Raw genomic sequence first — 25,917 nt, 5'->3', positions numbered from 1 at the left:
TTCGACGAGTTCGTCGTCTCAGTAGGTGACAGGAGGGTGCGAAGTGACGCGCGAAGGACCATGGGAGCGGGTGCTGACGGATCTCGTCGCGCGCCGCGGCGACGCCATGATCCGGTACGCGACGCTGCTCTGCGGCGATCGCGACGACGCCGCCGACCTCGTGCAGGAGGCGCTGGTCAAGACCTTCGGCCGCGTGCGCAACGGCTTCGGCATCGACAGCGCCGAGGCTTACGTGCGCCGGGCGATCCTCACGACGCACCTGGATGGCGCGCGCCGCCGCACCCGCTGGCGGCGGGTCGCCCCGCTCGAGTACGTGCCCGACGAGCGCCCCTCCGACGCGCTCGCCACGGACGCCCGGCTCGACCTGCACGATGAGCTGCGCAAGCTCACGCCGCGGGAGCGGGCCTGCCTCGTGCTGCGGTACTACGACGATCTCAAGGTCGACGACATCGCGGCGACCCTGGGCATCAGCCCGGGAGCCGTCAAGCGCTACCTGAGCGACGGGCTGGCCAGGATGGCCATCGCCCTGGCCGACGACGGGACGGCGGCCGAGCGGCTCGGCCCCGCCGGCCCGGCTGCCCGCCCGGCTGCGCGCCCGGCTCGCCGCTCCGACCTCGTCGAAGGAGACCTCGATGCCCACTGACGCCGAGCTGCGCGAGCGATTCCGCGAGGACGACCACCCGGGCCGCGCCATCGACCTCGACGCGGTGCTGCGGCGCTCGCGCGCCCGTCGTCGCCCGCGGCTGGCCGCGGTCGCCGCGGGGTCGGTGCTCGCCGTTGCCGGGATCGTCGTCCCCGTCACGATCGGACTCGCCGCCGGGCAGCACCCGGTGCTGAGCGCGGGGTCCGCCGGATCCTCGGTCTCGGAGGGCGCCCGGGGGGGCGGCACGCCGGGCGCGACGGCGCCCGAGATCGCCGCGGGCGGCGGGGTGACGATCGACCGCGCCCCCGCCGACAAAGTCAACCTGTGCGGGGCGGCGCCGGCCGAGGTCGCGCCCGCGCCGAACGGGCTGAGTCTCACCGTGCACGCCGTGGAGGCGAGTGCGACGAGCCGCGACATCCCGGTCACCGTCACCCTCACCAACACCGGAACGCAGCACCTGGTCGGGTCGACCCTGGCCAGTCCGGCGATCACCCTCGTGCGCGACGACGTCGTGCTCTGGCACAGCAATGGGCCGGTGCCGATGATCGCCGTGACGGTCGATCTCGAGCCCGGTGCGTCGATGCGCTACTCGGCGAGCTTCGAGCCCCGGGTCTGCAGCACGATCGACGACGAGGATCCCGGCTTCCGCACGGGGCTGCCGCCGGCCGGCCCGGGCGACTACCGGGTCTCGGCCGCGATCGACTTCACGCCGTCGGACGGCTCGGGCTCCGTGCTGGTCACGGGACAGGAAGCCACGGCGACACTGCACTGATCCCCCCGCGATCCCCGGACTCGACGCGGCGGCCGAGAACGGGAAGACTCGTCTCATCGACAGGAAGGCACCACCATGGCCGACAAGCAATCCATCCTCGGACGCATCTCGACCCTCGTGCGGGCGAACATCAACGCCCTGATCGATCAGGCGGAGGACCCGCAGCTCATGCTCGACCAGCTCGTGCGTGACTACACGAGCAGCATCGCCGAAGCCGAGAGCGCCGTCGCCACCACGATCGGCAACCTGCGCCTCATGGAGCAGGACCACGCCGCCGATGTCGCCGCCGCCCAGGACTGGGGTCTCAAGGCCCGGGCCGCGAGCGCCAAGGCCGACGAGCTGCGCGCCGCCGGCAACGCCGCCGACGCCGACAAGTTCGACAACCTCGCCAAGATCGCCCTCGGCAAGCAGATCGCGTCCGAGAACGAGGCCACCGCCGCCGAGCCGACCATCGCGTCGCAGAACGCCGTCGTCGAGAAGCTCAAGACCGGCGTTCAGCAGATGCACGACAAGCTCGACCAGCTGATCGCCAAGCGCGACCAGCTCGTCGCTCGCGCGAAGACGGCCGAGGCCCAGGTGCAGGTGCACGACGCCCTCAAGAGCATCAACGTGCTCGACCCGACGAGCGAGCTCGGTCGATTCGAAGACAAGGTTCGTCGCGAGGAGGCCAAGGTCGCCGGTCAGCAGGAGCTCGACGCCTCGAGTCTCGACTCGCAGTTCGAGAGCCTCGACGACCTGGAGACGCAGGCCGAGGTCGACACCCGGCTCGCCGCCCTCAAGGCCGGCAGCTCGCCGAAGGCGGTCACCGGCTAGGCGCGCGCCGCCGGCTTCGGTACGGCGCCAGCACACCCGCGGCGACTCTGATTGCATGGAGCAATGACGACAATCGGATTCATCGGTTCGGGCAACATCGGCTCCCAGGTGGCTCGCGCAGCCATCGCCACCGGTCACGAGGTCGTGATGAGCAACTCGCGCGGCGCCGAGACGCTGAGCGAGCTGATCGCCGAGCTGGGTCCGCACGCGCGCGCGGCGAGCCCGGTCGAGGCCGCAGCGGCCGGCGACTTCGTGGTGGTGTCGGTCCCCGTGAAGGCGATCGACGACGTACCCGTCGCGCCCCTCGACGGCAAGATCGTGCTCGACACGAACAACTACTACCCGCAGCGCGACGGCCAGGTCGCCGAGCTGGATGCGGGCCGCATCACCGTCTCGGGCCTGCTGCAGCGCCACCTGCCGGGCTCCCAGGTCGTGAAGGCGTTCAACCACATCCGCGCCGCCGAGATCACCTCCGACGCGACCCCGAGCGGCACGCCGGGCCGTCGGGCCCTCGCGATCGCGGGAGACGACGAGGAGGCCCGCGCCCTCGTGGCCGACTTCATCGACGGGATCGGCTTCGACGTCGTCGATCTCGGCCCGCTCTCGGAGAGCTGGCGCATCGAGGCGGGAACGCCGGGCTACGGCGCGGTGCTCACGCAGGCCGAACTGGCCGCCGCGACCGCGAACGCCGAGCGTCCGATCGCGAGCTGACCCGGCTCCCCTGGCCGGCCGGCCGGCCCTCGCCCTAGAGTGACACCGTGACCGCCACCTTCGTCGTCGTCCCCCAGTGGCAGGGCTCCCCCTCGTCCCGAGCGATGCGGCAGGCCGACGGGGCTGCGGCGATCCGCGGCGACCTCCCATCTGCGGCGACCCGCGAGGTCGCCGTTCCGCTTGAGGCCGGCGACGAGCAGAGCACCGGCGTCGCGCGATTCAGCTCCTTGCAGCTGGTGCGTGAGCGGATGCGCGACGTGCTCGACGAGGTCACCGACACCCCGATCGTGGTCGGCGGCGACTGCGGCGTGTCCGCGGCCGCGGTGATGCACGCCGCCGAGAAGCACGGCGACCTCGCGGTGATCTGGTTCGACGCGCACCCCGACCTCAACGACGTCGAGAGCTCGCCCTCCGGCGCCTACGCCGGAATGGTGCTCCGGTCGATCGTCGACGACGGCATCGTGCCCGCCGGCCGGGTGCTCCTGGTCGGCGCGCGCTCCTGGGACCCGGGCGAGGAGGCCTTCGCCGTCGAGGCCGGCATCCGCTCGTTCTCGGTCGACGAGCTGGCGGATGCCACGGCGCTGGTCGCGGCCGTCGCCGAGACGGGGGCGCAGTCGGTGTATCTGCACATCGATCTCGACGTGCTCGACCCGGGCGAGATCGCGGGTCTGCTCGACCCCGAGCCCTTCGGGCTGGCCGCGTCGAGCCTCGTCGCCGCCGTCAAGGCGTTGCGCGGGCCCTTCGTGCTGGCCGGGGCGACGATCGCCGCCTACGCGCCGGCGTCGCCCGCCGAGACCGTCGATGACGCCCCGACCATCCTGAGGATCATCGGAGCGCTCGCCTCCTAGCCGCGCGGAGCGCGAGCTCGGCTCCCGCGAACGGCATCCACGCGGTTGAATGGCGGGATGAGCGCACGCGAATTCGATCTCATCGTCATCGGGGCCGGAGCGGTGGGCGAGAACGTCGCCGACCGGGCCGTGCAGGGCGGACTCACCGTCGCCCTGGTCGAAGCCGAGCTGGTCGGGGGCGAATGCTCCTACTGGGCCTGCATGCCGTCCAAGGCCCTGCTGCGAGCGGGGGCCGCGGTGCGGGACGCAGCCGACGTCGACGGGGCCGCGCAGGCGATCACGGGCCCCATCGACCCCCTCGGAGTGCTGCGGCGGCGGGACGCCATCGTGCACGACTGGGATGACGCCTCCCAGGTGGCATGGGTCGACGGAGCCGGAATCGAGCTGATCCGCGGGCATGCCCGCTTCACGGGCCCGAAGGCGCTCGCCGTGACGGCGGCCGACGGAACGGTCACCGAGCTGCGCGCGACCCACGCGGTCACGGTCAGCACGGGCAGCGCGGCCCTGCTGCCCGATGTGCCCGGCCTGCGCGAGGCGGCACCGTGGACCAGCCGGGACGCGACGAGCGTGAAGTCGATTCCCGCGAGTCTCGCGATCCTGGGCGGCGGGGTGGTCGGCTGCGAGATGGCCACGGCATACGCCTCCCTGGGATGCGCCGTGACCCTGCTCTCGCGCGGTCCCCTGCTGAGCAACCTCGAGCCGGTCGCCGGGGAGGCCGTGACCGCATCGCTGCGGCGGCTCGGCGTCGACGTGCGGATCGGCGCCGAGGCGGCGGCCGTGCAGCGGGGCGAGCACGGGGTGGTCGTCGAGCTGAAGGACGACTCGACGGGCGGCTCGACCGTCACGGCCGACGAGCTGCTCGTCGCGATCGGCCGCACCCCGCGCACCGGCGACCTCGGTCTCGAGGCCATCGGACTGACCCCCGGCGACTGGCTCACGGTCGACGACACCCTGCGGGTCGAGGGCTTCGACTGGCTGTACGCGACCGGGGACGTCAATCACCGCGCGCTGCTGACCCACCAGGGCAAGTACCAGGCCAGGGCCGCCGGCGACGTGATCGCGGCCAGGGCGCTCGGACGGCCCGTCGACGACGCACCCTGGGGCCGGCACGTCGCCACCGCGGATGCCGAGGCGGTTCCCCAGGTGACCTTCACCGACCCCGAGGTGGCGTCCGTCGGCCTGACGGAGGCGGCAGCCCGCCGGGCCGGCTACGACATCAGGGTCGTCGACTACGAGCTCGGCTGGGTCGCGGGGGCGAGCGCGCTCGCCGATCACTACGAGGGGCACGCTCGCGCCGTGATCGACGCCTCGCGCGAGGTGCTGATCGGCGTGACCTTCGTCGGCCGGAACGTCAGCGAGATGCTGCAGGCCGCCACGATCGCGATCGTCGGCGAGGTGCCGCTCAAGCGGCTGTGGCACGCGGTGCCCGCCTATCCGACCCTCAACGAGGTGTGGCTGCGCCTGCTCGAGACCGACGGACGCGGCACCGCCTGACGCGGCAGCGCTGAGGCGGCGCCGCTCCGGCCTTGACGCCCCGGTCACGCCCTCCACTGGGGCGGATGCCGCCGGTCCCAGCCCAGCCGGCGCTCGAGCTGGGCGCCGAGGGCGAGCAGCACGTCCTCCCGTCCCGGTCGCCCGATGAGCTGCACGCCCATCGGCAGGCCCGTCTCGGTGACGTGCACGGGGAGCGCGATGGCCGGCAGCCCCGCGACGTTCACGAAGCTGGTGAACGGGGTGTACTGCACCTGCTGGGCGAAGTTGTGCATGGCATCCTCGGCGTCGTACCAGCCGAGCGGCCGTGGCGTCATCGCAAGGGCCGGGGTGAGCACCGCGTCGTAGCGACCCAGCTGGCGGATGACCCGTCGCTCGTAGCGGGTCAGCCAGCTCAGCGCGCTGCCGAGTTCGCGGGCGCCGAGCCGCCGCCCGGTCTGCACGAGCCAGCTCGTCAGGGGCTCCACCTGCTCGAGCTGCGCACCCTCGATCGGGATGGCGGCGGCACCGCCCTGCCAGATCGTGGTGAAGGCCGAGGCGTAGCCCTCCTCCGGCTCGAGGGCGAACTCCTCCAGGCCGTGCCCGATCGCGGCGAGCTGATCGCGGGCGATCACCAGCGCGGCGAGCGCCTCGGGCGATACCCGGATCTCGTAGGCGGTCTCCCACGGCGAGCTGGTCGTCATCCCGAGCTGGAAGCGTCCCTCGCCCCGCACGGCCGCGTTGAGGTACGCGCCGCCGTCCCAGCTCGGCGCCGCGGTCGCGTAGTCGAGGCGGGCGTCGCCGATCATCGCGTCGAGCAGCAGGGCGGCATCCGCGACCGTCCGGGCGAGCGGCCCGGCGACCGCGAGACCCGCGAGATTGGTGAACCCCGGACTCGCGGGGATCCGGCCGCGGGACGGCTTGAGCCCCACCAGTCCGGTCGCGGCGGCCGGAATGCGCACCGAGCCGCCGCCATCCGATCCGGGGGCCACCGGCAGCAGGCCGGATGCCACGGCGACCGCCGCTCCCCCGCTCGAGCCCCCGGCTCCGAGCCCGGTGTCGTAGGGATTCCGCGCGGGGCGCCCGGCCAGCGGCTCGGTGTAGCTCGGCATGCCGAACTCCGGGGTCGCCGTCTTGCCCAGGCTGATCGCCCCCGCGGCATCGAGCGCGTCGACCAGCTCGTCGGACATCTCGGGCACGAAGTCGGCGAACGCCCGTGAGCCGTAGCCGGTCGGCACCCCGGCGCGGTCGACGAGATCCTTGTCGGCCGAGGGCAGCCCCCACAGCGCGAGCGCCGGCGAGACGCCCGAGTCGGGCGCCGCGAGCGCGTCGGCCCGGGCGCGCGCCGACTCGGCCGTGACGGTCACGAAGGCCCCGAGCCCGCCGTCGAGGCGCTCGATGCGCTCCAGGTAGTGGTCGACCAGCTCGCGGGGCGAGATCTCGCCGCGTCGCAACCGGTCGAGCTGCTCGAGAGCCGTCAGATCGTGGAGTTCGAACACCATGCGAGCCTAGGCGCGCCCGCCGCCGGAGTGGATAGCATCCCCCCATGGCCCGCCGCCCCCGCTACCAGCCCGCCCTGTCGATCGTGACGGGAGCCAGCTCGGGGATCGGCGCCGCCTTCGCACGCGCCCTCGCCGCCCGGGGATCCGACCTCGTGCTCGTCGCCCGGCGCGAGGATCGACTGCTCGCGCTCGCGCGCGAGCTCGAGCAGCCGCACGGCATCCGTTGCACGGTCGCGCCGCTCGACCTGTCGCGGCCCGGCGCCGGAGCCGCCCTGCTCGCCGTGCTCGACTCGCGACTCGACGGTCGCGTGCCCGACCTGCTGGTGAACAACGCCGGATTCGGCGTGCAGGGTCGGGTCGCCGACACCGACCCCGCCCGCCTGGCCGAGGAGGTCGCGGTGGATGTCGCCGCCGTCGTCGAGCTCTCGCGCACCTTCGTCGCCCCGATGATCGCGCGCGGCTCGGGGGCGATCCTCAACATCGCCAGCACCGCCGCCTACCAGCCGGTGCCGGGCATGGCGGTCTATGCAGCATCCAAGTCGTTCGTGAAGCTCTTCACCGAGGCGCTCTGGTTCGAGGCACGACCGCACGGGGTGACGGTGTTCGCCGTGGCCCCCGGCGCGGTCGCGTCGGAGTTCTTCGACCGGGGCCGACGCATCCCGGCGCCGACCCCCTACTGGGATCCGGCGCGGATCGCCGACGCCGGGCTGCGGGCGCTCGATCGGCGGCGCACTCCCCCCGAGGTCATGCCGGGCCTGGCCAACCGCGCGGCCGCGTTCAGCACGCGCTTCATCCCGCGCCGCGTGCTGCTGTTCTTCGCGGCGCGGCTCACCGCGACCCTCCTCGCGGTGCTCTGAGCCTCAGCCGGCGGGGCCGAGCTCCTGGAAGACGGTCAGCTGCAGCCCGTCGGGGCCCTCGAGCCGCGCGTTCACCGAGCGCCAGGGCGTGGGCGTCGGCGGGGCGACGGGCTCGGCGCCGGCCGCGACAAGGCGATCGGTCGTCGCCGCGGCATCCGCGACCTCGAAGGCCACCCGGATCGTGAGCGGGAACGGATGCGCGACCGCCCGGCCGACCTCGACCTCGTCGATCATGCGCACCTGGGCGACGTTCGAGAGCTCGAGGGTCGCCGTCGGAATGCTGAGGATCGACACGCGTGCTCCGTCGTCGCCCTCGTAGGCCTCGAGCTCGGTCAGGCCGAGCGCGTCGCGGTAGAACGCGAGCGCGGCCTCGTGGTCGCCCGTCTCGACCACGAGGCGCAACTGCAGCACCGGCGTCTCAGCCACGCTTCGGCCCGCCCTTGAGGCTCTTCTGCATCAGCACGGTGCCGAGCCAGCGGCCGAACTTGAACCCCACCTTGCCCATGTGCCCGATCTCTTTGAAGCCGAAGGCCGTGTGCATCGCGATCGAGGCCTCGGCCCCCTTGTCGGCGATGACCGCGATGACCTCCTTGACCCCCGCGGCCTTGGCGTCGTCGAGCATCCGGGTCATCAGGGCTTTGCCGATGCCCTTTCCCGTCGCGGCCGCGCCGAGGTAGATCGAGTTCTCGACCGTGTAGCGGTAGGCGGCCTTCTGCTTCCACGGGGTCACGTAGCTGTAGCCGAGCACCTGGCCGCTCGGAGAGACCGCGACGAGCCACGGGTACTTCAGCCGGGCCACGTCACGGAACTTGCCGCGCATCTCCTTGAGGGTGAGGGGATCCTCGTCGAACGTCACGGTGCTGTTGAGCACGTAGTGGTTGTAGATGGCGAGCATGTCGGGGATGTCGCGCTCCGTCGCCGGACGCAGCTCGAAGGCGAACGGCGGCTCCTCGGGCGCCGGGGGACGCAGGTGCGCGGGCAGCTTGCGGGGCGGGTTGTATTCCTCTTCGAGCATCAGTCCCCCCGCTTCTCGGCCATGCGCCGATTCTACGAGCGGACCGGCGACGCGGCATCCGGTCCCGGCGCGATCGGAGCTGCGGCGGGGGCATCCCCGAGCCTCCAGTCGACCGGCGAGGCCCCGGCCGCGACGAGCAGCTCGTTGGCCCGGCTGAACGGGCGGGAGCCGAAGAAGCCGCTGCTCGCCGAGAGCGGGCTCGGGTGCGCGGAGGCGATGATCGGGGTCGCCCCCAGCAGCGGGCGGAGGGTGCCCGCGTCCCGGCCCCACAGGATCGCCACGAGCGGGCCACCGCGCGCGACCAGGGCCCGGATCGCGTGCTCGGTCACCGCCTCCCAGCCCTTGCCGCGGTGCGAGCCCGCGGCCCCGGCGCGCACCGTCAGCACCCGGTTCAGCAGCATGACCCCCTGCCGCGACCACGGCGTGAGGTCGCCGTTCGACGGGACGGCGATCCCGAGGTCGGAATGCAGCTCCTGGTAGATGTTCTGCAGGCTGCGCGGCACGGGGCGCACCGTGGGTTCGACCGAGAACGCCAGGCCGACCGCGTGCCCCGGCGTCGGGTAGGGATCCTGTCCGACGATGAGCACCTTGACGCTCGACATCGGGGCTTCGAAGGCGCGGAGCACCCGGGGACCGGGCGGCAGGTACGGCCGCCCGGCAGCGACCTCGGCGCGCAGGAAGTCCCCCATCGCCTCGATCCGCGCGGCGACCGGCTGCAGCGCCTCGGCCCAGCCCGGATCGACGAGTTCCGACAGGGGCTTGCGTTGTGTCATCCGCGCCGGCCGTTCAGTGCCCGACGGCCCCCGCGGTCACGCCGTCCGGATACGCGACCGGACCCTCCGAGCTCCACGGGAACATGATCCAGAGATCGGTCTTCTTCCAGACGTAGTACGGCTCCTCGACCGTGCTCGGCTTGCTGTACAGGCACACCGTGCGCACCTCGCCGCCGCCCGCGCGCAGCAGCTCGACGACGAGCTTGAGGGTGCGTCCCGAGTCGGCGACGTCGTCGACGAGCAGGATGCTCTTGCCGCGCAGCGACTCCTGGTCGAGGGTGGGCGGCAGCACGACCGGGGCGTCCAGAGTCGCGCCGACACCCGTGTAGAACTCCACGTTGAGGCTGCCGAGCATCTTGACGTCGAGCGCGTAGCCGAGCGCCCCCGCGAGGGTCAGGCCGCCGCGCGCGATTCCGACGATCGCATCCGGGCGGAACCCGTCGTCGGCGATGGCCGTGGCCAACTCGCGGGCCGCCAGCCCGAACAGCTCGTAACTCAGGACTTCGCGCTCGTCGCTCACGCGTCAACGCTAGCCGACCGACGGCAGCCGGCCGCCGCCAGTCGAACCGCCGCGCACGCCCCGGTATCACTAGCATCCGAGGATGAGCTCAGATCGCGCGGCCACGAGCGGCGGCGGCTCCCTGCGGACCGTCACCTTCTCGCTCGTCGGATTCCTGTTCCTCGTCGAGCTGACGAGCGGCATCCTGCAGGGCTACTACGTGCCGCTCGCGAGCAAGATCGCCGCCCACCTCGGCGTCGATACCGCGGACTACAACTGGACGGAGGCCGCCCAGCTGCTGCTCTCGGCCCTCGTCGTGCCCGTGCTGGCCAAGCTCGGCGACATGTTCGGCCACAAGCGCATCCTGCTGGTCTCGACGGCCGTCACGGCCCTGGCCAGCTGGGGCATGGCGGCGTCCGGCGGCTTCGCGGGCTACCTGGTCGCGTTCGCACTCCAGGGCTTCTACGTGGTCTGGCTGCCCCTCGAGGTCGCCCTGATCTTCGATCGCGGGCGCCGCTCGGGGACCGGGGCCTCGATGACCCGCCGCGCGGCCGGATTCCTGGTCGTGGCGCTCGAGGCCGGCGCCATCATCGGCGCGCTGGCCGGCAGCCGGGTGTTCAAGGCCACCGGCGAGAACTTCCCGATCACCCTCGCGGTTCCCGCGATCTGCGTCACGCTGGTGTTCTTCGCGATCCTCTTCGGCGTGCCCGAGTCGACCCCGCTCCCCGGTCGCCGGCTCGACGGCCGCGGTTTCGTGCTGCTCACCCTCGCCCTGCTGTTCATCACAGGCGGTCTCACCTTCCTGCGGCTCAACGGGCCCGCCAGCTGGACGGTCTGGGTACCGATCGCGATCGGGCTGCTGATCTTCGTGCCGTTCGCGCGACTCGAGCGACGGCATCCGGATCCGGCGATCGATCTGCGCGTGCTTGGCCAGTCGCGCATGTGGCCGGTTCAGCTGACCGCGGGGCTGTTCGGCATCAGCGTGCTCGGAGCCCAGATCCCGCTGTCGACCTTCGCCGCGGCCGACCCCGCGAAGCTGGGATACGGTCTGAAGCTCGATCCGGACGTGATCTCGTACCTGATCGGGGCCTACCTGGTCTCGTTGATCGTCGGGGCGCTGCTGTTCCCGGTGCTGGCCCGCCGCACCACACCGCGGGTCGCTCTCATCGTCGCCGCCTTCTTCGTCGCCGGCGGCTACCTGCTCTTCATCCCGCTGCACGAGCAGGTCTGGCAGGTCGTCGCGAACATGGTCATCGCCGGGATCGGGTCGGGCGCCCTGGTCGCCGCGCTCCCGTCCGCGGCCGCGGCGGCGGCCCCCGTCGGCCAGTCCGGAATCGCCACGGGGCTCACCAACACGACCAAGACAGTGGGCGGCGCGTTCGCGTCGGCCGTGTTCGGCGTGATCCTGCACGTGGGCCTGACCTCGACCGCGAGCACGAGCGGTGCGGGCCTCGCGGCCTACATCGCGGTCTGGACGATCTGCGGCGTCGGCGCGCTCGTGGCGGCGGTCCTGCTGTTCCTCGTTCCGAAGCTCGCCTTCTCGGATGTCGAGGTGCAGTCGCTCCCGGCGGAGGGGCTCGACGGTAGGCCCGTCGACTAGCCGGAATCAGCCGCGCATCAGTCCCGCGGCGTCAGCTCGCCGCGGATCACCTTGTGCGGGGCCGCCTGGGCGACCGGCTTGATCGTGATCAGGTCGAGGTTGACGTGCGCCGGCAGCTCCATGGTGTGCACGATCGCCTCGGCGACGTCGTCGGCCACGAGCGGGGCGACGACGTTCTCGTACACCGCGTCGGCGCGCGCCCGATCGCCCTTGAAGCGGGTCAACGCGAACTCGTCGGTCTTGACCATCCCGGGCGCGATCTCGAGCACGCGGATCGGTTCGCCCGCGAGTTCGAGCCGGAGCACCGCGACCATCGCATGCTCGGCGAACTTGGCGGCGTTGTAACCTCCGCCGCCCTCGTAGGCGACGTGGCCGGCGATCGAGGTGACGGTCATGATGTCGGCGACGCCCTCATCCCGCGCCCCGTCTCGCAGCAGGGGCAGCAGCGCCGAGATCATCCGCTTGGTGCCGAGCACGTTGATCTCGAACATCGCGCGCCAGTCCTCGATGTCGGACGCCTCGACGCTGGCGAGGCCGAAGGCGCCGCCCGCGTTGTTGACGAGCCCGTGCAGCGGTCCGAGCGCGGCGAGCTCGTCGCGCACCCGCTCCACGTCGGACTGCCGGGTGAGGTCGGCCGCGATCGTGCGGATGCCGGTCCCGTCGGCGAGCGCGGCGAGCCGGTCGGCGCGACGGGCGACGCCCACGACCTCCCAACCGCGCGCGGCGAACCGCCGTGCCGTCGCCTCGCCGATACCCGAGCTGGCCCCCGTGACGACAACGCGTTTCACCATGCCTCCAGGCTAACCGCGCGGCTGCCCCGCATCCGCCGGGATCTCGTATCCTCGCGAGATCCGTCTCGGCAGCACGAACACCAGGCCGAACGCGACGATCGCGAACACGGCGCTCACGGCCAGGGCGAGGGTCGCCCCGTGGCCGAAACCCACCGCCAGGTTGTGATCGACGATCCTCTGGATGGCCGCCTTGACCGCCGCCGACCCCTCGGCGCCGTGGGCCTCGGCCGCCGCCGCGGACTGCGCTGCGGTGGGCGCGAAGCTCGACGGAAGACTGCCGAACAGCACCGAGCCGATCACGGCGATCCCGATCGCCGAGCCGACCCGCTGCATCGTGCCGATGACGCCGGATGCCGCCCCCGCCTCGGCGCGGTCGACCGTCGCCACGATGAACTGCGAGTTCGGCGCGATGAACAGGCCGGATCCGAATCCGGCGACCGCGAGCGGACCGAGCAGTTCCCAGTTCGTGAGGTCCTGCGGCGCCATCAGCTGGAGCATGAGCCACACCCCGATGAGCCCGAGCGCGACCAGCGCCGTTCCGATGACGAGCACGGTGCGCCCCAGCCGCTCGGCGAGGCGGTTGCTCTGCGACGCGCCGACGATGCTGCCGATCGCGAACGGGATCGACACCAGACCCGACTCGAGCGCCGTGTGCCCCAATCCGGTCTGCCAGAAGATCGAGATCGAGAAGAAGATGCTCGTGAACGCCGCGAAGTAGACCAGGGCGAGGATGACGCCGCCGGTGAACGAGGGATGCGCGAACAGCCTCGGCGGCACGAGCGGCTCCTTGCCCCGACGCGCCACCCCCAGCTCCCAGAACGCGAACACGACGAGCAGCACGATGCCGCCGGCGATGGACAGGTACGTCCACAACGGCCAGCCGTCCTGCTGGCCCTGGATGAGCGGCACCAGGATCGCGACGAGCGCGCCCGACAGCAGCACGAATCCGACGAGGTCGACGCCGCTGCGCCCGCGACCGGCGACCTCGGAGGGCAGCAGCAGGAACGCGGCGACGACGGCGATCACGCCGAAGGGCAGGTTGACGAAGAAGATCGAACGCCAGCCGTCGGTCTCGCCGAGCCACTGGATGAGCAGGCCGCCCACGAGCGGGCCGAGCGCCGTCGAGAAGCCGATCGACGCGCCGAACACGGCGAACGCCTTGCCGCGGGCCCGCGGCGGGAACATCAGCTGGATCAGGGCGGTGACCGGGGGGAAGAAGATGCCGCCGAACAGGCCCTGCACGACGCGCGCCACGATCAGGGTCGCGGTGTCGTTCGAGATGCCGGCCGCGAGGCTGGCCAGCGTGAACCCGGCCAGGCCGACGATGAAGACCCACTTGTGGCCGATCCGGTCGCCGATCCGGCCGGCCGGGATCAGGGCGAGGCCGTAGGCCAGGGCGTAGCCGGAGATGATCCACGACAGGGTCGCCTCGTCGGCGTGCAGGCTGGTGCGGATCGTGGGCAGGGCGACGTTGACGATCGTCGTGTCGAGCAGGGCCATGGCGATGCCCAGGATGAGCACGGCGAAGGCCATCCAGGTCCTGCGCGTCACGAGCGGCGCGGTCGCGGATGAGGTGGCGGAGGTCATGATGATGCGGCCTTTCGGGTGCGTTCCTCGTCGAGGAGTTCGGGAAGGCGCGAGAGCAGCTTCTCGTGCCAGGCGATGTCGGCCCGCAGCCGGTCGGTCTTGTGCGACATGACCATCAGCTCGAGCGGGGTGAGGTAGCGCGAGATCAGGTCGAGCTTGACTTCGTCCTGGGCGAGCAGGACCCTCAACTGGGCCAGCCGGTTCTGCAGCATGGCGGGCACCTCGTCGAGTCGGTCGAGGTCGAGGCGGCTCACGGCGAGGTCGAACGGGTCGGCCCGGATGACGATGCGGGTCAGGCCGTCCTCCCGCAGCTTCGCGAGGGCGATCCGGCCGGCCGTCGTGATCGTCCAGACCTGACGCTCCGGATACGCGCCCTCCCGTTCGACCCGTAGCTCGTCGATGAGACCCTCGGCGTGCAACCGCTTGATCGCGCCGTACAGGGCGCCCACCGAGATGTCGGTCCACTCGTCGATGTGCTCCTTCTCGGCGAGCTGGCGCAGCTGGTGACCGTGCATGTCGCCCTCGTCGGCGAGCGCGCCGAGGATGTAGAGCCGGATGGAGGACACGCAACTACTCTTGCACGACTAGTCGCGCGCGTCAACGCGTCTGCCGTGCCCTGTTACGCCGCGTTGCGGGGACTGTTGCCACCCTCAGCAGGCCCGCCTAGGGTCGACGCGAGCGGCGGAACCCTACGCCGCCCCCGGATTTCGCCCCACCCATGAAGGAGTTCCCATGTCCGACTACCAGTTCGAGACGCTGCAGATCCACGCCGGCGCCGCTCCCGACCCCGTCACCCACGCGCGCGCGACGCCCATCTACAAGACCACCTCGTACGTCTTCGACAGCACGGCGCACGCCGCGAGCCTGTTCGCCCTCGCCGAGTTCGGCAACATCTACACCCGCCTGATGAACCCGACGACCGACGTGCTCGAACAGCGCGTCGCGGCGCTCGAGGGCGGCACCGCGGCCCTCGCGGTCGCCTCGGGCTCCTCGGCCATCACCTACGCAGTGCTGAACATCGCGGGGGCCGGCGACCACATCATCTCGTCGAGCTCGATCTACGGCGGCACGTACAACCTGTTCAAGTACACGCTGGCCAAGCTCGGCATCGAGGTCACCTTCGTCGAGAACCAGGACGACCTCGCCGAGTGGCAGGCCGCGGTGCGCCCGAACACCAAGCTGTTCTTCGCCGAGACCATCGGCAACCCGAAGATCAACATCCTCGACATCGAGGGCGTCTCCAAGGTCGCGCACGACAACGATCTGCCGCTCATCGTCGACAACACGATCGCGACGCCCTACCTGATCCGTCCCTTCGAGTTCGGCGCCGACATCGTCGTGCACTCCGCCACGAAGTTCCTCGGCGGCCACGGCACGGTCATCGCCGGTGTGATCGTCGACGGCGGCAAGTTCGCCTGGTCGAAGAACGTCGACAAGTTCCCCGGCCTCACCGAGCCCGACCCGTCGTACCACGGCGCCAGCTACACCACGGTGCTCGGCGACGCGATCGCCTACGTCATCAAGGCCCGCGTGCAGCTGCTGCGCGACACGGGAGCTGCCCTGTCGCCCGACAGCTCGTTCTCGCTCATCCAGGGCATCGAGACACTCAGCCTGCGCATCGAGCGTCACGTCGAGAACACGCAGGCCATTGCCGAGTGGCTCGAGAGCCACCCCGACGTGGCCTCGGTCAACTACTCCGGACTGCCGTCCAGCCCCTGGTACGCGGCCGCCAACAAGTACGCCCCGAAGGGCGTCGGCGCGGTCGTGAGCTTCGAGCTCAAGGGCGGTGTGGATGCCGGCAAGGCCCTCGTCGAGAACGTCACCCTGTTCAGCCACCTGGCCAACATCGGCGACGTGCGCAGCTTGATCATCCACCCGGCCTCGACGACCCACAGCCAGCTCACCCCCGAGCAGCAGCTGACCACCGGCGTCACCCCCGGCCTGGTGCGACTCTCGGTCGGGCTCGAGAACATCATCGACCTCAAGGCCGACCTCGAAGCCGGCTTCGCGGCGGCGCGCAAGGTCTCTGCGGCATCCCAGACCGCGTGACCTGACCCAACGGTGCCGGTGCCAGAGATGGCGCCGGCACCGTTCTTGCGTCTTCGCGACCGCTCGCGCGTCACACGGCTCGCACGTGCACCAGAATGGCCTCTGACATGGACTGGCAGACACCGGAGGACGCGGTGCCGTCGGCATTCGTCACGGAGTCCAATCGTCGGGCCCTGTCGGCGGAGCCACCGGCATCGGGAGCATGGCGCCCGGGCGACGACCCCGGCAATCGGCGATTCGTCGCGATCGGCGACGTCGGCCTCGAGCGCGGCGGCCCGCTGCCGTCGGTCACGATCGCCTACGAGACCTGGGGCGAGCTCAACGCCGACGCCAGCAACGCCGTGCTGGTGCTGCACGCGCTGACCGGGGACAGCCATCTGACCGGACCCGCGGGACCCGGACATCCCACGGCCGGCTGGTGGTCGGGACTGGTCGGCGACGGCAAGGTGCTCGACCCCGCAGAGTGGTTCGTGGTCGCGCCGAACATGATCGGCGGCTGCCAGGGATCGACCGGGCCCGCCTCGCTCGCGCCCGATGGCGCCGAGTGGGGGCCGCGCTTCCCCTACCTCACGATCCGCGACCAGGTCGAAGCGCAGCGGCTGTTCTCGGAGGCGATCGGCGTCACCCGCTGGGCTGCCGTCATCGGCGGCTCGATGGGCGGGATGCAGGCGCTCGAGTGGGCGGTCGGGCATCCGGATCGAGTCGAGCGCGTCGCCATTCTCGCGGCGCCGCCGATCTCGAGCGCCGACCAGATCGCCCTGAATTCCGTGCAGAGCGAGGCGATCCGCAGCGACCCGGCCTTCGCCGGAGGCGAGTATTACGACGCGGCCGACGGGCACGGCCCACACCGCGGGCTCGCCCTCGCGCGCCGGATGGCGCTGCTCAACTATCGCTCCCCCACCGAGCTCAACGACCGCTTCGAGCGCAGCTGGCAGTCCGGGTTGAGCCCTCTGGGCGGCGGCGGCGTCTTCGCCGTGGAGAGCTACCTGGGGTTCCACGGCAACAAGTTCACGCGGCGATTCGACGCGAACAGCTACCTCGTCCTGGTCGACGCGATGAACTCGCACGACATCGGCCGGGACCGCGGCGGGGTCGCGGCCGCGCTGTCGCGGGCCACGGCGCGCGCGCTCGTGCTCGGAATCGACTCCGACCGCCTGTTCCCGGTGCCGGGGCAGCAGATCATCGCCGCGCACCTGAGCGGCAACATCGACGGAGAGGTGCCGATCGTGCTCTCCTCGCCGTACGGTCACGACGCCTTCCTCATCGAGGATGCGCTCGTCGGAGCCGAACTGCGGCGTCTGCTGGCGGAATGAACGACGGCACCGCGGTCGCGGCAGGATCTGTCCCGGGGGAAATGTGCCCCGGTCCCGCGCAGCGTGGCACCCCCACTTCGAGTGCCGCCCTGTGACAGCATTGCCCCGGATGAGGCGAACCTCAGCAGAGAGAACACCCAGATGGACCTGATCACCAAGGAGCGCGACCGCCTCCTGCAGCGCACGGCGCGGGTCTACGGGCTCAGTTTCACCGTCGTGTCGTTGCTGTGCTTCGTGCTGCCCGGGGCCGTGAGCCTCACCGCGCTGCTGATCTCGCTCCCGCTGTTCGTGGTCCTCGGCGTCGCCCAGTTCCGCATGGGCCTCAGCCGCTCGCCGGTCTGGATCGGGCTGTCGCTGATCGCGGGCCTCGGCATCCTCGTCGTCTCGACGACCATCGGAAGCCGGCCGTCCCAGGCCGGGCTCGCGGCCCTGCTCGAACTCACCGCCGCCTCGCTGGCGGCCGCCGCCGTCGTGCTGACCTCGAACGGACCGCGGATCGCGACGCTCGTCGTCGTCTTCCTCGTGATCGGGGCGGTCCTGCTGCTGCTGACGAGCGATCTGCAGGCCCCGCTGCGCACCGCGGGCGTCTACGTGCTCGGCTGGGTGCTTCCGACCCTGATCGCCATCTGGATCAGCGCGGGCGTGCCCCAGGTCTCGAAGCGCATCGCGAGCATCGGACGCGCCCACCGCGCAGAACGCCAGGCCAGCGAGCTCGAGGCCCAGCGCCGGCAGGGGGCCCGGCTGCTTCACGACACCGTGCTGGCGACGCTGACGCTGCTGGCCCACTCCGGGGTGGGCGTGACGCCGGAGGCGCTGCGCCAGCAGGCCGGCGACGATGCCCGCCTGCTCCGACAGCTGCGGCTCGGCGTCAACCCGAACCCGAGCGGCGACGGGGTCGGCACCGCCACCTCGCCGGTGCAGGTCATCGACGAGCCCGTGCTCGGCACGACCCTGGAGTCGGTCAAGCAGCGCTTCGGCCGCATCGGGCTCGAGGTCAGCTGGCACGGCACCGGCCAGGTGCTGCTGCCGAGCGAGGTGCTCGACGCCTTCCTGCTCGCGCTGGCGGAGTGCCTCGAGAACGTCCGTCGGCACTCCGGGGTCACCCAGGCGCACGTCACGATCACCGACGACGAGAAGATCGTGCGAGCGCTGGTGACCGACGCGGGAGTCGGCTTCAACATCAGCGACATCGACGAGGCGAAGCTCGGCTTCACCGAATCCGTCGTCGCCCGGCTTCGCGAGGTGGGCGGCAACGCCCGTCTCTTCTCCGCGCCCGGCGCGGGCACCACGGTCGTGCTGGAGGTCCCCCGGTGACCTTCTCGGCTCCCGAAGAGAACACCCTCGGCGTCGTCGTCGGCAACGCGCGCCGGGCGATGGGCAAGACCGCGCGTCGGCTCGGCCGCGCCTCGGCGCACCGGGCGAGCCTCGGCACCGCGTTCCTGGCGCTCGGCGCCGCCATCCTGGTGGGCCTTCGCGCCGTGTACGGCTTGAGCTGGTTCGTCGCCCTGTGGAACGTCTACCCTCAGCCGCTCGCCGCCCTCGCCGCGTGGATCGTGCTCGGCGCGGTCATCGTCGGCGCGATCCTGACCTCGCGGATGATCGGCGACCGTCTTCCCGACTGGATGTTCGGCCTCTTCCTGACCGGACTGCTCGTCGCGGTCGCGCTCGACGTGATCGCCATCTGGAATCTGCACGACATCGGCCGCAACGCCACGGCGGCCCTCGCCGCCGGGATGACCCTGCTCGTCGTCGTGACCCTGCGTGGTTCGGTCGAGCTGCTGACCGCGGCCGGCGTGCTGGGCCTCGGGCTCGCCGTGCTGATGTTCCTCGACACCCCGCCCAGCGACCAGCTGACGAGCGACTGGATCGCCCCTCAGATCACGGCGATCGCCGCCGCGGTGCTCCCCGCCGTCATCGGCGTGGTCATCGTCGAGAGCTTCCGCCGGATGGTGCAGGTCGAGCTCGATCGCGTGCTCGTGCAGTCCACCGTGTCGGCACCGCGGTACGCCGTCGGCATGCTCGCCTCGGAGGAACTCGCCCGCCTCGACCTGGCGGCCGAGGAGCTGCTCGAGTCGATCGCGAAGAAGAAGACGCCGCTCCCCCTCGCCCCGAAGATGGCCTCGATCGCGGCGTCCCTCGCCACCGAGCTCCGGTTGCATCTCATCGAGGGCCGGCGCGAGACCTGGCTCTACCACGCGGTCAGCGAGTCGGAGATGCTCGGCAAGGCGGTCACCCTGATCGACAAGTCGAGTCTCGCCGGACTGCTCGACCCGGTGCAGCGCGACGGCCTGCTGGCCGCGGCGTGGCTGCTGGTCGGCGACACCGTGACCTCGAACGCGAGCCGCACCGTCACGGTGCAGCTCGGCCCGGTCGAGCCGGGCACCGAGGCGGTTCCCGAGCGCAAGATCCTCATCCCGATCACGATCACGACGACCGGGGTCGCCCGGAATCGTGTCGACCCGTCGATCTGGGACGCCCTGGGCCGGGTCGGGCACTACTCTGACCAGACCCAGGACTCCAGCCTGCGCGTCGACATCGAATGCCTCGTCGACAATCCGGCCGACGTATGAACATGCCCCTCCGCACCACCAACGAAAGGAGAGCGACCATGGCGCCCATTCGTCTCGCGCTCGTCGATGACCACAGGATGCTGCTCGGAGCGCTCACCGAGTGGATCCGCAATGCGGCCGATGACATCTCGATGGTCGCCGCCGTGACGACCTGGCCCGAGCTGCTGACGCATCCGGAGTTCCCCGTCGACGTGGTGCTGCTCGACCTCGACCTCAAAGACAACATCCCGGTCGCGCTCAAGATCTCGACCCTCAAGACCACCGGGGTGAAGGTCGTGCTGATGAGCACGTACTCCGAGCCCAACGTCGTGCGCGAGGCGCTCGCCTCCGGCGCGCTCGGCTACCTCGTGAAGAGCGAGGATGCCAGCATGATCGTCGAGGCCATCCGGGCCGCCTACAAGGGCGAGAGCTTCGTCTCGGCCGAGCTCGACCTCGCCCTGAACGCCGCGGACATCGGCGGGGCGCCCAAGCTCAGCGCACAGGAGCGCCGGGTGATGGCGCTCTACGGCGGCGGCGAGCCCGTGAAGTCGGTCGCCTACCAGCTCGGCATCTCGGAGGAGACCGCCAAGAGCTACCTCAAGCGGATCCGTGAGAAGTACCGGGTGGCGGGCATCGACGTCGGCACCAAGGTCGCGCTGCGTCGCCGGGCGATCCAGGACGGTATCCTGATCCAGGATGTCGCCGACGGCACGAGCTTCTAGGCGCCGGCCGCTCAGACCCCCGACAGCGGGGCGATGGGCTCGCGGCCGCCGCGACTCGTGACCGCGTGCTGCCGTCGGCTCAGCAGCGTGCCCACGAGGGCGAGCGCGACTCCCGGGACACACAGCGCGAGGCCGACCCAGGTGGGCGCCAGGTAACCGAAGCCCGCCGAGATGACCGCGCCGCCGAGGAACGCCCCCAGGCTGTTGCCGATGTTGAGCGCCGAGTGGTTGGCCGCCGCCGCCAGGGTCTGACTCTCGCCGGCGACGTCCATCAGGCGGGTCTGGATCGCGGGCGAGAGCGCCGAGGCGGTTGTGGCCACCAGGAAGACCCCGAGGTAAAGCCCGACGGGCCAGCGCGCGGTCAGTCCGAGCACGGTGAACGCCACCGCGAAGGCGCCGAAGCAGAAGAAGACGGTGCGCGTCGCCCCGCGGTCGGCGAGATGGCCGCCGACCAGGTTGCCGAGCGTCATCCCCAGTCCGGCGACGATGAGCACGACCGGCACGAACCCCGAGGCGAGACCGGCGACGTGGGTCGCGAGCGGGGCGATGTAGCTCTGCACCGCGAAGAAGCCGCCGAAGCCCACCGCACCGGTGAGCAGGGCGAACCAGACGGTCGCGTGCCGGAATCCGCCGAGTTCGCGGGCGGCGGTCGCCGCCGGGTCGCCGGGTTGCCGCGGCACGGCCAGCCAGATCGCCACCATCGCGAGGGCGAAGATGCCGGCGACGGCGACGTAGGCGACGCGCCAGCCGGCCTGCTGTCCGAGCAGGGTGATCGCGGGTACACCGATGACGTTCGCGATGGTCAGACCCGAGAGCACGAAGGCCACCCCCCGCCCCCGCTTGCCCGGCCCCATCAGCGACGCCGCGACGAGCGCGGCGATCCCGAAGTACGCGCCGTGCGGGAGGGCCGCGACGAAGCGCGCCGCGACCACGAGAGGGAAGGTGGGCGCGAGCGCCGAGGCGAGCGAACCCAGCGTGAACGCCGCGACGAGCGCGATGAGCAGGCCCTTGCGCGGCAGCCGGGCGGCGAACACCGCGATCGTCGGCGCCCCCACCACGACACCGGCGGCATAGGCCGAGATCATGATCCCGGCCTGGGCGATGGCCTTCTGCGGCGACGAGGCGTCGAGGGACGGCAGCAGGTCGCTCGCGATCTGCGGGAGCAGCCCCGAGGCGACGAATTCGGTCGCGCCGATGCCGAATCCGCCGAGCGCGAGGGCGAGGAGGGCGAGCCGCGTCCGGGCCGGAGAAAGGCCGGTCATGCGGGGAGGGGGAGCAGCAGCTGGGGCATCGTGAGCCGTTCGGTCGAGCGTCGGGACCTCGCCGTCGAGCGCTTCAAGCCTAGCCCGGAGCGCCGGGTCGGTCGCGATCGCCGGCCCCGGTGGGCGCCGGCAGTTGCGACGAGGCCTCGGGAGAGAAAGGCCACACCCGGGGCAGCCAATCGGACTCCTCGGGGAGCTCGCGGTCGATCTCCGGGGTCAGCAGCCCGATGAGCCGGGCAACGGCCCAGCCGAGCAGCACGACGTACAGCAGGTTGCGAACGGTCAGCACGAGCAGCATCGTGGCGTTCAGCGAGAGCAGCTGATCGTAGAAGTACGGGTACATCAGCTGGGTGAGGGCCGCAACGACCAGGGCGACGATCGCGGGGAACCGGAACGACGCTCCCCGGCCGGTGGCCGCCGTCGCGAGCCCGAACACGATCGGCACGGCGAGCCAGGTGACGAACTGCGGCGACCCGACCTTGTTGAACAGGATGAGCGCGGTCGTGATCGCCATGGCCAAGGGAGGCAGCAGCTCGGCCGCGGTCGCGCCGCGCCGCGCGATGACGATCGCCAGCACCATGAGAGCGGCGACCGCGACAGCGAGCAGCGGGGTCGCGATCGCGGCGGCGACGGCCACCCCCTGCCCGTGCAGCTGGTAGGTCAGGATCGCGGTGTCGTAGTAGATCGTGCTGGCGCCCGGCCGATGCGTGAAGGCGTCCCACATCCAGAAGGTGCCGAGACCCGACTCGATCTGCAGCCCCCGACCGGTCTGCTCGGTGATGAAGCTGAACGCATTCGCTCCGCCGCCGAGCAGCAGGGTGATCACGAAGACGACGGCCGAGGTCGCGACGGCGGCCAGCAGCACCGCGCGCCGCGTCCGTACCGCGATCACGGCCGCGGCGATGAGAGCGGCCGGCCAGACCTTGATCCAGGCCGCCACGGCCAACAGCACGCCCGCCAGCCGTGGTGCGACCGCGAGTGAGAGCATGCCGACGATCGCGATCGGAACCGTGATCGAGTCGACCCGTCCGAGAGCCACCGGTCCGAGCAAGAACAGCAGTCCGAGCCACCACCAGGCGACATGGGTGATGCGGCGGTCCCGGCCGAACCCCATGACGACCGCGAAGCCGGCGGCATCCACGATCATCACCAGGCTCAGCCAGGTGCTCGCGAAGAAGTCGGGCCCGAAGACGTACGAGACGACCATCGGCACGAGCGCCACGATCGGATAGACCCACGAGGTCTGCAGGCCGACCCATTGGCCCGAGCTGAGACCGTGCTCGACCCAGAACCGGTAGACGAGGGTGACATCGCCGAGCGGCAGGCCGGGACCGTAGAGGCCCAGGAATCCGAGCCAGAAGTGCACGACGACGAACGCGCCCCAGAGCGTCACCGGATGCCGGACGAACGACGACAGCGTATGGCGCACCCCGCGCGGGAGCCGGGCGGGTTCCGTCATACAGTCAGGGTATCCGTCGTTCTCCCGCCGACCGGTCGCCCGGGTGCCGAGCCGGGTGAGCCACCGATCAACGGCCGATCAGGCGCCGATCAGCAGCTCGGCGATGACCCGCGGCAACGCCTCGGCCAGGTCGAGGATCGTGAGCGGTCCGCCGGCGCTCGCCCGCTCGGCCGCGAGCCCGTGCAGCACCGCCGCGGTCGCCGCCAGGGCTGCGATCGCCGCGGGGTCGGCGGCCAGCAGCTCCGCGTGCGTCGCCAGCAAGGCGCCGACCACGCCGGCGAGGGCGTCTCCCGCCCCCGCGGTCGCCAGCCAACTGGGTGCCGATCGCACCCGCAGCAGTTCGCCGTCGGGCGAGGCCACGTGCGTCGTGTGCCCCTTGAGCAGGACCGTCGCGTTCTGCTCGGCCGCCGCCCGTCGCGCCGCCGCCGCCGGGTCGGCGACGATCGCGGCCACGTCGACGCCGATGAGCCGTCCGAGTTCGCCCGCGTGGGGCGTCAGCAGCACGAGGCCCGCGGCATCGGCACGGCGATCGAGCGCTCCCCCGTCGAGCACGGTCGGCACGTCCTGGCCCAGGGCGAGTTCGAGCATGGCGCGGGCGGCGTCGTCGAGCGTCTCCGGGTCCTGACCGGAGCCGAGCACCCAGGCCTGCACCCGGCCCTCCACCGTGACCGCCTCGGGGCGACGCTGCAGCACCATGCGGGTCGGCCGGCCCGCGCCGAGATAGCGGATCATGCCGACGCCGGTGCGTGCGGCGGCCTCGACTCCGAGCACGGCGGCACCCGGATACGTGGCCGAGCCCGTGACGAAGCCGACCACCCCGCGCGAGTACTTGTCGTCGCCCTCGCGGGGCACCGCGATCCAGCGTGCCGCGTCATCGGGGCCGAAGAGAGCATCCATGTGCCCACGATAGTTTGGTGTGGTGAACATCCGGATCCCCGACCGCGTCATCGTGTTCGACTACGGCGAGGTGATCTCGGTGTCGCAGAGCGAGGCGGATCGAGCCGCGCTGGTCGCCCTGTCGGGGCTCGAGCCCGAGCTGTTCTGGCGCCTCTACGACCGCCACCGCGACGACCTCGACCAGGGGATCGCGCTGCCGCACGAGTACTGGACCCGCGTCGCCCACGACGCCGGAGTCGAGTGGAGCCCGGCCCAGCTGCAGCTGCTGTGGGCGGCCGACCTGCGCAGCTGGATCAGCGTCGAGCCGGGCACGATCGAACTGCTGGCCGCGCTGCACGCGGGCGGCACCCGGGTGGCCCTGCTCTCGAACGCGGGTTTCGACTTCTCGGATCCCTTCCGGCATTCGCCCATGGCCCGCTACTTCGAGGCGATGTTCGTCAGCGCCGAACTCGGCCTGATCAAGCCGGATCCCGAGATCTACCGGGTCGTCGCCGAGCGGCTCGGCATCGAGCTCGCACAGATGGTCTTCGTCGACAACAAGGCGGTCAACGTGGATGCCGCGGTCGCCCTGGGCGTGACGGGCCACCACTTCACGGGCGTCGCCGGCCTGCGCGCCTTCCTGCACGAGCTCGCCGGCCGGGCAGAGGCCGGCGCGGACGAGCAGCAGAGCGCATGACGACGCTCTTCGACCCGATCACCCTGCGCGAGGTCACGGTGCGCAACCGCATCTGGGTGCCGCCCCTGTGCCAGTACTCGGTGATCCGCCGCGACGGCGTGCCGACCGACTGGCACCTCGCCCACCTCGGCTCGTTCGCGATCGGCGGCGCCGGACTGGTGCTCGCCGAGGCGACGGCGGTCGTGCCCGAGGGCCGCATCTCGCCGCACGACACCGGCATCTGGAACGACGCGCAGGTGGAGGGCTGGCGGCGCATCGTCGACTTCCTCCACACGCAGGGCGCGACGGCCGGGCTGCAGCTCGCCCACGCCGGACGCAAGGCCTCGGTCTACCCGGAGTGGGGCTTCGACACCCGCGGCAGCATCCCGCTGGACTCGGATGACGCCGGCGGAGGCTGGCAGACCGTCTCGGCCTCGCCGATCGCCTTCGAGGGCTACTCCGCGCCGCGCGCCCTGACCCTCGACGAGCTCCCCGGAATCGTCGACGCCTTCGTCGCGGGCGCACGCCGCGCCATCGAGGCCGGCTTCGACCTGGTCGAGTTGCACGGCGCCCACGGCTACCTGCTGCACCAATTCCTGTCGCCCCTGTCGAACCGGCGCGACGACGCCTACGGCGGGTCTCTCGAGAATCGCGCGCGTCTGCTGCTCGAGATCGTGCGCGCGGTGCGCGCCGAGCTCGGCGACGCCGTTCCGATCCTGGTGCGCTTCTCGGCATCGGACTATGCCGACGGCGGCTGGGACGCGGAGCAGACCGCGATCGTCGCCGGGTGGGCGCGCGACGCCGGAGCGGACTTCTTCGACATCTCTTCCGGCGGGCTGGTGTCGGGGGTGCGCATCCCCCTCGGACCCGGCTATCAGGTCCCCTTCGCCGCGCAGGTGCGCTCGAGCGCGGATGTCGCGGTCAGCGCCGTCGGCCTGATCACCGAGGTCGCCCAGGCCGCCGCGATCGTCGAGAGCGGCCAGGCCGACGCCGTCATGCTCGGGCGGGAGATGATGCGCGACCCGCACTTCGCGCTGCGCGCCGCCCATGAACTCGGTGTCGAGCTCGGCTACTGGCCGCCGCAGTACCTCCGGGCGAGATGGTCCTGAGCTCGCAGCGAGGTCCGACGC

Annotated in this window: 26 protein-coding genes; 15 read left to right on the top strand and 11 right to left on the bottom strand. The window is 71.5% G+C overall.

Features of this window, described 5'->3' with window-relative positions:
• Nucleotides 1-43 precede the first annotated feature (43 nt).
• From ACFPJ4_RS02825 to ACFPJ4_RS02800, 6 genes are all read left to right on the top strand, one after another.
• Nucleotides 44-643: a sigma-70 family RNA polymerase sigma factor gene (locus tag ACFPJ4_RS02825; RefSeq protein ID WP_386738770.1), complete on the top strand. Its 600-nt coding sequence runs from the start codon at nucleotides 44-46 to the stop codon at nucleotides 641-643.
• Nucleotides 633-1,415 carry a hypothetical protein gene (locus ACFPJ4_RS02820; RefSeq protein ID WP_386738769.1) on the top strand — a complete coding sequence of 261 codons (783 nt, stop codon included), beginning with the start codon at nucleotides 633-635 and terminating at the stop codon, nucleotides 1,413-1,415. The genes ACFPJ4_RS02825 and ACFPJ4_RS02820 overlap by 11 nt, the downstream gene beginning before the upstream one ends.
• A 75-nt stretch (nucleotides 1,416-1,490) precedes the next feature.
• Entirely contained in the window at nucleotides 1,491-2,228 is a 738-nt protein-coding gene (locus ACFPJ4_RS02815; protein ID WP_386738768.1) for a PspA/IM30 family protein, read from the top strand.
• Between the two features lie 63 nt (nucleotides 2,229-2,291).
• A complete protein-coding gene (locus tag ACFPJ4_RS02810) occupies nucleotides 2,292-2,939 on the top strand; it encodes an NADPH-dependent F420 reductase (RefSeq protein ID WP_386738767.1) in 648 nt (215 codons plus the stop codon).
• A gap of 47 nt (nucleotides 2,940-2,986) precedes the next feature.
• Nucleotides 2,987-3,787, top strand: a complete 801-nt coding sequence (locus tag ACFPJ4_RS02805; protein WP_386738766.1) for an arginase family protein — start codon at nucleotides 2,987-2,989, stop codon at nucleotides 3,785-3,787.
• 57 nt (nucleotides 3,788-3,844) lie between these two features.
• Nucleotides 3,845-5,281: a dihydrolipoyl dehydrogenase family protein gene (locus ACFPJ4_RS02800; RefSeq protein ID WP_386738765.1), complete on the top strand. Its 1,437-nt coding sequence runs from the start codon at nucleotides 3,845-3,847 to the stop codon at nucleotides 5,279-5,281.
• Nucleotides 5,282-5,325: 44 nt separating this feature from the next.
• Here ACFPJ4_RS02800 and ACFPJ4_RS02795 read toward each other — a convergent pair whose 3' ends face one another.
• Nucleotides 5,326-6,756 (bottom strand): amidase, encoded by a 1,431-nt coding sequence (locus tag ACFPJ4_RS02795; protein ID WP_386738764.1) that lies wholly within the window; start codon nucleotides 6,754-6,756, stop codon nucleotides 5,326-5,328.
• A gap of 47 nt (nucleotides 6,757-6,803) precedes the next feature.
• Here ACFPJ4_RS02795 and ACFPJ4_RS02790 point away from each other — a divergent pair, with 47 nt between their 5' ends.
• A complete protein-coding gene (locus tag ACFPJ4_RS02790; protein WP_386738763.1) occupies nucleotides 6,804-7,616 on the top strand; it encodes an SDR family NAD(P)-dependent oxidoreductase in 813 nt (270 codons plus the stop codon).
• 3 nt (nucleotides 7,617-7,619) lie between these two features.
• Here the strand turns inward: ACFPJ4_RS02790 and ACFPJ4_RS02785 are convergent, their stop codons facing one another.
• Genes ACFPJ4_RS02785 through ACFPJ4_RS02770 form a run of 4 tightly spaced genes read right to left on the bottom strand, consistent with a single transcriptional unit; the run spans nucleotide 7,620 to nucleotide 9,924 of the window.
• Nucleotides 7,620-8,042, bottom strand: coding sequence for a VOC family protein (locus ACFPJ4_RS02785; protein WP_386738762.1), 423 nt, complete (start codon nucleotides 8,040-8,042; stop codon nucleotides 7,620-7,622).
• Nucleotides 8,035-8,631 carry a GNAT family N-acetyltransferase gene (locus ACFPJ4_RS02780; RefSeq protein ID WP_386738761.1) on the bottom strand — a complete coding sequence of 199 codons (597 nt, stop codon included), beginning with the start codon at nucleotides 8,629-8,631 and terminating at the stop codon, nucleotides 8,035-8,037. Before ACFPJ4_RS02780 ends, ACFPJ4_RS02785 begins: the two co-directional genes overlap by 8 nt.
• A 32-nt stretch (nucleotides 8,632-8,663) precedes the next feature.
• Nucleotides 8,664-9,404, bottom strand: a complete 741-nt coding sequence (locus ACFPJ4_RS02775) for a uracil-DNA glycosylase (protein ID WP_386738760.1) — start codon at nucleotides 9,402-9,404, stop codon at nucleotides 8,664-8,666.
• Between the two features lie 13 nt (nucleotides 9,405-9,417).
• Entirely contained in the window at nucleotides 9,418-9,924 is a 507-nt protein-coding gene (locus tag ACFPJ4_RS02770; RefSeq protein ID WP_386738759.1) for a phosphoribosyltransferase, read from the bottom strand.
• Nucleotides 9,925-10,006: 82 nt separating this feature from the next.
• Between ACFPJ4_RS02770 and ACFPJ4_RS02765 the strand changes: the two genes are divergently transcribed.
• Nucleotides 10,007-11,503: an MFS transporter gene (locus ACFPJ4_RS02765; RefSeq protein WP_386738758.1), complete on the top strand. Its 1,497-nt coding sequence runs from the start codon at nucleotides 10,007-10,009 to the stop codon at nucleotides 11,501-11,503.
• A 17-nt stretch (nucleotides 11,504-11,520) separates the two neighbouring features.
• Here the strand turns inward: ACFPJ4_RS02765 and ACFPJ4_RS02760 are convergent, their stop codons facing one another.
• From ACFPJ4_RS02760 to ACFPJ4_RS02750, 3 genes are read right to left on the bottom strand one after another with little or no spacing between them, the layout of a single operon-like run.
• The gene (locus ACFPJ4_RS02760; RefSeq protein ID WP_386738757.1) at nucleotides 11,521-12,294 is read right to left on the bottom strand and encodes an SDR family NAD(P)-dependent oxidoreductase; all 774 of its coding nucleotides are present in this window, start codon (nucleotides 12,292-12,294) and stop codon (nucleotides 11,521-11,523) included.
• A gap of 9 nt (nucleotides 12,295-12,303) precedes the next feature.
• Entirely contained in the window at nucleotides 12,304-13,881 is a 1,578-nt protein-coding gene (locus ACFPJ4_RS02755; RefSeq protein WP_386738756.1) for an MFS transporter, read from the bottom strand.
• Entirely contained in the window at nucleotides 13,878-14,447 is a 570-nt protein-coding gene (locus ACFPJ4_RS02750; RefSeq protein ID WP_386738755.1) for a PadR family transcriptional regulator, read from the bottom strand. Before ACFPJ4_RS02750 ends, ACFPJ4_RS02755 begins: the two co-directional genes overlap by 4 nt.
• Nucleotides 14,448-14,613: 166 nt before the next feature.
• Here ACFPJ4_RS02750 and ACFPJ4_RS02745 point away from each other — a divergent pair, with 166 nt between their 5' ends.
• From ACFPJ4_RS02745 to ACFPJ4_RS02725, 5 genes are all read left to right on the top strand, one after another.
• Nucleotides 14,614-15,930 carry a bifunctional o-acetylhomoserine/o-acetylserine sulfhydrylase gene (locus ACFPJ4_RS02745; RefSeq protein WP_386738754.1) on the top strand — a complete coding sequence of 439 codons (1,317 nt, stop codon included), beginning with the start codon at nucleotides 14,614-14,616 and terminating at the stop codon, nucleotides 15,928-15,930.
• A gap of 107 nt (nucleotides 15,931-16,037) precedes the next feature.
• Nucleotides 16,038-17,243 carry a homoserine O-acetyltransferase MetX gene (gene metX / locus ACFPJ4_RS02740; RefSeq protein ID WP_386738753.1) on the top strand — a complete coding sequence of 402 codons (1,206 nt, stop codon included), beginning with the start codon at nucleotides 16,038-16,040 and terminating at the stop codon, nucleotides 17,241-17,243.
• Nucleotides 17,244-17,384: 141 nt separating this feature from the next.
• On the top strand, nucleotides 17,385-18,557 hold the full coding sequence (locus ACFPJ4_RS02735) for a sensor histidine kinase (RefSeq protein ID WP_386738752.1): 1,173 nt from the start codon (nucleotides 17,385-17,387) through the stop codon (nucleotides 18,555-18,557).
• On the top strand, nucleotides 18,554-19,813 hold the full coding sequence (locus ACFPJ4_RS02730) for a hypothetical protein (RefSeq protein ID WP_386738751.1): 1,260 nt from the start codon (nucleotides 18,554-18,556) through the stop codon (nucleotides 19,811-19,813). The genes ACFPJ4_RS02735 and ACFPJ4_RS02730 overlap by 4 nt, the downstream gene beginning before the upstream one ends.
• A gap of 38 nt (nucleotides 19,814-19,851) precedes the next feature.
• A complete protein-coding gene (locus ACFPJ4_RS02725) occupies nucleotides 19,852-20,514 on the top strand; it encodes a response regulator (RefSeq protein WP_386738750.1) in 663 nt (220 codons plus the stop codon).
• 11 nt (nucleotides 20,515-20,525) lie between these two features.
• Here ACFPJ4_RS02725 and ACFPJ4_RS02720 read toward each other — a convergent pair whose 3' ends face one another.
• From ACFPJ4_RS02720 to ACFPJ4_RS02710, 3 genes are all read right to left on the bottom strand, one after another.
• The gene (locus tag ACFPJ4_RS02720) at nucleotides 20,526-21,776 is read right to left on the bottom strand and encodes an MFS transporter (RefSeq protein WP_386738749.1); all 1,251 of its coding nucleotides are present in this window, start codon (nucleotides 21,774-21,776) and stop codon (nucleotides 20,526-20,528) included.
• Between the two features lie 79 nt (nucleotides 21,777-21,855).
• The gene (locus ACFPJ4_RS02715) at nucleotides 21,856-23,235 is read right to left on the bottom strand and encodes a hypothetical protein (RefSeq protein WP_386738748.1); all 1,380 of its coding nucleotides are present in this window, start codon (nucleotides 23,233-23,235) and stop codon (nucleotides 21,856-21,858) included.
• A gap of 78 nt (nucleotides 23,236-23,313) precedes the next feature.
• A complete protein-coding gene (locus ACFPJ4_RS02710) occupies nucleotides 23,314-24,132 on the bottom strand; it encodes an ADP-dependent NAD(P)H-hydrate dehydratase (protein ID WP_386738747.1) in 819 nt (272 codons plus the stop codon).
• 22 nt (nucleotides 24,133-24,154) lie between these two features.
• On the opposite strand from ACFPJ4_RS02710, the gene ACFPJ4_RS02705 reads away from it, so the two are divergent.
• Complete coding sequence (locus tag ACFPJ4_RS02705; RefSeq protein ID WP_386738746.1) at nucleotides 24,155-24,808, top strand: HAD family hydrolase; 654 nt, start codon at nucleotides 24,155-24,157, stop codon at nucleotides 24,806-24,808.
• On the top strand, nucleotides 24,805-25,896 hold the full coding sequence (locus tag ACFPJ4_RS02700) for an NADH:flavin oxidoreductase/NADH oxidase (protein WP_386738745.1): 1,092 nt from the start codon (nucleotides 24,805-24,807) through the stop codon (nucleotides 25,894-25,896). The genes ACFPJ4_RS02705 and ACFPJ4_RS02700 overlap by 4 nt, the downstream gene beginning before the upstream one ends.
• The last annotated feature ends 21 nt before the right edge of the window (nucleotides 25,897-25,917 follow it).

Origin of the sequence: Lysinimonas soli, assembly GCF_042655435.1 — a bacterium.
In the GTDB taxonomy this organism is placed as follows: Bacteria; Actinomycetota; Actinomycetes; order Actinomycetales; family Microbacteriaceae; genus Lysinimonas; species Lysinimonas soli.
This window is presented reverse-complemented; position numbering and strand designations above follow the sequence as displayed.